A 4,087-nucleotide genomic window follows, 5' to 3' on the forward strand; every position below is an offset into this window, starting at 1 on the left:
CGCCGCAATGGGGGCCGGCGCAGGGACCGCCGCAGGGGCAACCCCAGTGGGGGGCGCCGCCGCCGCACTGGCCTCCTCCGCAGGGACAGCCGTGGGCCCCGCCGACCGCACCGCGTCCGCCGTCGAAGAACACCGGACTGATCATCGGGCTGGTGGCCGCGGCGGTGGTGGTCGTGGTGGTCGTCGTGCTGGGTCTGCTGGTCGTGCGCTCCGGGAGTGACGAAGTCAGCGACGAGCAGCGCGCGGCGAACGCCACCACCGCGACGGGCGCATCGGACTTCGACGTCGTGTGCGGCGACGGTTCGGTGAGCAACGCCGCCGCCTACCGGGAGCCCTACACAATCGCCGCGTTCCGCCAGACGACCGGGATGTTCGGTGGCGAAGACTGGACCACTGTCACGCTGGAGGGCTCGTACTCCGCGGACGACAAGCGGTGGTCGACGATCAACGCCGTGGCCTGTGTGACCCGCGTCGAAGGCACCGAGGTGAAGTCCGGGACCTGCGAATTCGACGACGGCGAGGTCGCCGACCACTACGCGGTCGAGTACGAGATCACCGTGCACGAGGCCAAGTCCGGCAGGGTCGTCGAGAACCTCGGGACGGTCAACGGCCCCGCCACCGACTGCCCCTTCATGGCGACCGTCGAGAGCGACGATCCGAGGATCTACGGTTCGCCCGACACCGCCGCCGTGGACGCCAAGCTCGCCGAGTTCGCCGCCGGATAAGCTGGCGCCCGATGTCTGCCCCGGTCCGCTCCGTCCTGCTGCTGTGCTGGCGTGACACCGGGCACCCGCAGGGTGGGGGCAGCGAGACCTACCTGCAACGCATCGGCGCCCAGCTGGCCGCCGACGGCGTCCGGGTGACCCTGCGGACCGCGCGCTACCGCGGCGCGCCCCGGCGCGAGACGGTCGACGGCGTGCACATCAGCCGCGCCGGCGGCCGTCACTCGGTGTACGTGTGGGCGGGACTGGCGATGGTGCTCGCGCGTATCGGCCTCGGCCCGTTGCGCCGCGTCCGGCCCGACGTCGTCGTCGACACCCAGAACGGGGTGCCGTTCATGGCCAGGCTGGCGTACGGCAGGCGGGTGGCCGTGCTGGTGCACCACTGCCACCGCGAGCAGTGGCCGGTGGCGGGTCCGTTGATGTCGCGGCTCGGCTGGTTCGTCGAGTCGACGCTGTCTCCGCGGGCGCACCGCCGCAACCAGTACGTCACGGTCTCGCTGCCGTCGGCCCGCGACCTCACCGACCTCGGCGTCGACGCGGCCCGGGTCGCCGTGGTGCGCAACGGCGTCGACGCGGCGCCGCCGCACACCCTGACCGCTGAGCGTGCCGGGCAGCCGCGCGTCGTCGTGCTGTCCCGGCTGGTGCCGCACAAGCAGATCGAGGACGCGCTCGACGCCGTCGCCGCACTGCGGCCCCGGCTCCCGCACCTGCACCTGGACATCCTCGGCGACGGCTGGTGGCGACAGCGCCTCGTCGAGCACGCCGCGCACCTGGGCATCGCCGACGCCGTGACGTTCCACGGCCACGTCGACGACCACACGAAACACGCTGCGCTGCAACATGCCTGGGTGCACGTTCTGCCGTCCCGCAAGGAGGGCTGGGGGCTGGCCGTGATCGAGGCCGCGCAGCACGGCGTGCCCACCATCGGCTACCGGCACTCCGGCGGGCTGGTCGACTCGGTGGTCGACGGCGTCACCGGACTGCTGGTCGACGACCTCACCGGGCTCGTCGACGGGCTCGACCGGCTGCTGACCGACCCGGTGCTGCGCGACCAGCTCGGCACCAAGGCGCAGACCCGCAGCGGTGAGTTCTCCTGGCGGCAGAGCGCCGACGCCATGCACGAGGTGCTGCACGCGGTCCGCGACGGGCGGATGGTCAGCGGCCTGGTCTAAGGCACTGCCGCGCCGTCCAGCCACTGCCCGATCGCCGCTGCCGCCTCCCCGTAGAACGTGCGGTACTGGTTCTCGGCGACGTAACCGACGTGCGGTGTGGCGAGCACGTTCGGCAGCACCCGCAGCGGGTGGTCGGCGGGCAGCGGTTCGGTGTCGAACACGTCGAGCGCCGCGCCGGCGATCGTGTGGTTCCGCAGTGCCTCGACGAGGGCCGCCTCGTCGACGATCGGTCCGCGCGACGTGTTGACCAGGCGGGCAGTCGGTTTCATCGCCGCGAAGTCGTCGGCGCCGACGAGGCCACGGGTCCGGTCGCCGAGCACGAGATGGATGGTCAGTACGTCCGCGAGGCCGAACAGCTCGTCCCTGCTCACCCACGAGGCGCCTGCGGCCGCCGCGCGCTCGGGCGTGAGGTTCGGGCTCCAGGCGACGACGCGCATGTCGAACGCGGCGCCGATGCGTGCCACCGCGGTGCCGATGCGGCCCAGACCGAGGACGCCGAGTGTCCGGCCGCTGAGCTCGCGGCCGATCGAGGTCTGCCAGCCGCCGCGACGAACCGAGGTGGCCTGGCCGACGACGTCGCGGACGCTCGCCAGGATCAACGCCCAGGTGAGCTCCACTGTCGCGGCCGCGGAGCCACCGGTCCCGCTGACGTGTATTCCGCGCTCCTGCGCGGCGACGGTGTCGATCGACGCGTTCCGCGACCCGGTCGACGCGATCATCCTCAGCCGGGGCAGTCGTTCGAGGACGCTGCGCGGCAACGGTGTTCGTTCCCGCATCACGCAGACCACATCGAACGGCGCCAGCCGCGCCACGACGTCGTCGGGGTCACCGACGTGATCGGCGAAGACCGTGATCTCGGCCCGCGTCGCGACGGGCGACCAGTCGGCCAGCTCCAGCGCGACGCCCTGGTAGTCGTCCAGGATCGCGACCTTCACGGCTCACACAGTAGCCACACTCGGTGCGCGTCGACCGTCCCGAATGCCACGAAAAGCACCTTGATCGACGGCGTCGTCGCGCACAGTTGACACATGACTCCGCCGCCGAAGGTCCCAGGCCCCAAAGACGTGAAGGCCGCTGCGCAGTTCGCGGCCGAGACGGCCCAAGGAGCGGTGAACGACGCGTTCCGCGGCTCGCGCGCGTCGCTCGAGCTCGTCGGTCAGCTGCCGGACCTGATCGAGAACCTCGTCGCCGCGACGGAACGGCTCAATTCGGCCATCGACCGCGCGGAGCGGTACCTGGCGCTGGCCGACCCGATGATCCGGACGATGGACGCGGTGCTGCCCCAGCTCGAATCGCTGGTGAACACCGGCAACGACGTCTTCAACGCCGTTTCCACGATGCCCGGGGTGTCGACCCTCGGCCGGTTCACCGGCCGAGGCGGCGCGGCCGCCACACCCAAGACCCCACCGCCGCCGCGTGGCCGCGGCGCACCGAAGAAGCCGCGATAGCCGCGCGACGTCGACACCAGGGTCGCGACTGCGCGACGATCACTGCCCTGGTGTAGAACTCGCGCCCGTCCGTCGCCGTCGCCGCGTGGTGCCCGCCGCCCCCGCCAGCAGCACCGCGAGCCAGGCCAGGTGCACGGCGAACATCAGCGCTCGGTGCGGCGACGGGGGCGCGGAGCCGCCCACCCGGTAGACCGTGAGGTCATCGTCGCGGAAGGCCAGGGGCAGGTCGAGGTCGCCGGAGCCCGACTCGACCACCACCCAGCCGACGCCCGCGGCGGCGAGCTCTTCGCGGGTCGCCCCGCCCAGCACCATGTCCTGCACCTCCCGGGCCCGCGCGCCCTCGCCGGGCACGGTCCGGCCACCGATGACGAGGTCGCCCGTGCTCAGCACGTCCGCACGCACCCAGCGGGGCAGCGGATCGAGCACCGGTGCCGGGCCCGCCCACGCGAAGCGGCGCATGCTGTCGGGCGGGAGCACGGCCACCGGGCCGGGATCGGCATCGATCAGCGCCGCCGCCGAGCGCCAGCCGTCCGGGTAGGACACCGCGGTCATCCGGCCGCCGACGCCCCACGCGAGGTCGGGCAGGGTCGCGATCAGCGCCGCGCAGCACACCGCCGCGACCGCAGCGCCCGGAAGCCACCGTCGCAGCAGGATCACCGCACCGGCGCCGGCAAGCGCGTAGCCGGGGACGGCCAGCGCCACCCACTTCTGTCCGTCGCGCACCACCCCGAGACCGGGCAGCGCG

General features: G+C 72.8%; 4 protein-coding genes and 1 pseudogene. 3 read left to right on the forward strand and 2 right to left on the reverse strand.

Annotated features, from left to right (window positions below; translation table 11 throughout):
• Positions 1-725 (forward strand): hypothetical protein (locus Q2100_RS30060; protein ID WP_302916960.1); only part of this gene is annotated, 725 nt, incomplete at its 5' end.
• Positions 726-736: 11 nt separating this feature from the next.
• Complete coding sequence (locus Q2100_RS30065; RefSeq protein WP_302916961.1) at positions 737-1,894, forward strand: glycosyltransferase family 4 protein; 1,158 nt, start codon at positions 737-739, stop codon at positions 1,892-1,894.
• Here the strand turns inward: Q2100_RS30065 and Q2100_RS30070 are convergent.
• Positions 1,891-2,829, reverse strand: coding sequence for a D-2-hydroxyacid dehydrogenase family protein (locus Q2100_RS30070; protein ID WP_302916962.1), 939 nt, complete (start codon positions 2,827-2,829; stop codon positions 1,891-1,893). The genes Q2100_RS30065 and Q2100_RS30070 overlap by 4 nt on opposite strands.
• Positions 2,830-2,922: 93 nt before the next feature.
• Here Q2100_RS30070 and Q2100_RS30075 point away from each other — a divergent pair, with 93 nt between their 5' ends.
• Positions 2,923-3,342 carry a hypothetical protein gene (locus tag Q2100_RS30075; RefSeq protein WP_302916963.1) on the forward strand — a complete coding sequence of 140 codons (420 nt, stop codon included), beginning with the start codon at positions 2,923-2,925 and terminating at the stop codon, positions 3,340-3,342.
• A gap of 39 nt (positions 3,343-3,381) precedes the next feature.
• Here Q2100_RS30075 and Q2100_RS30080 read toward each other — a convergent pair.
• Positions 3,382-4,087 (reverse strand): annotated as a pseudogene (locus tag Q2100_RS30080) (hypothetical protein); the annotation flags it as partial.

Origin of the sequence: Mycolicibacterium arseniciresistens, assembly GCF_030519285.1 — a bacterium.
In the GTDB taxonomy this organism is placed as follows: domain Bacteria; phylum Actinomycetota; class Actinomycetes; order Mycobacteriales; family Mycobacteriaceae; genus Mycobacterium; species Mycobacterium arseniciresistens.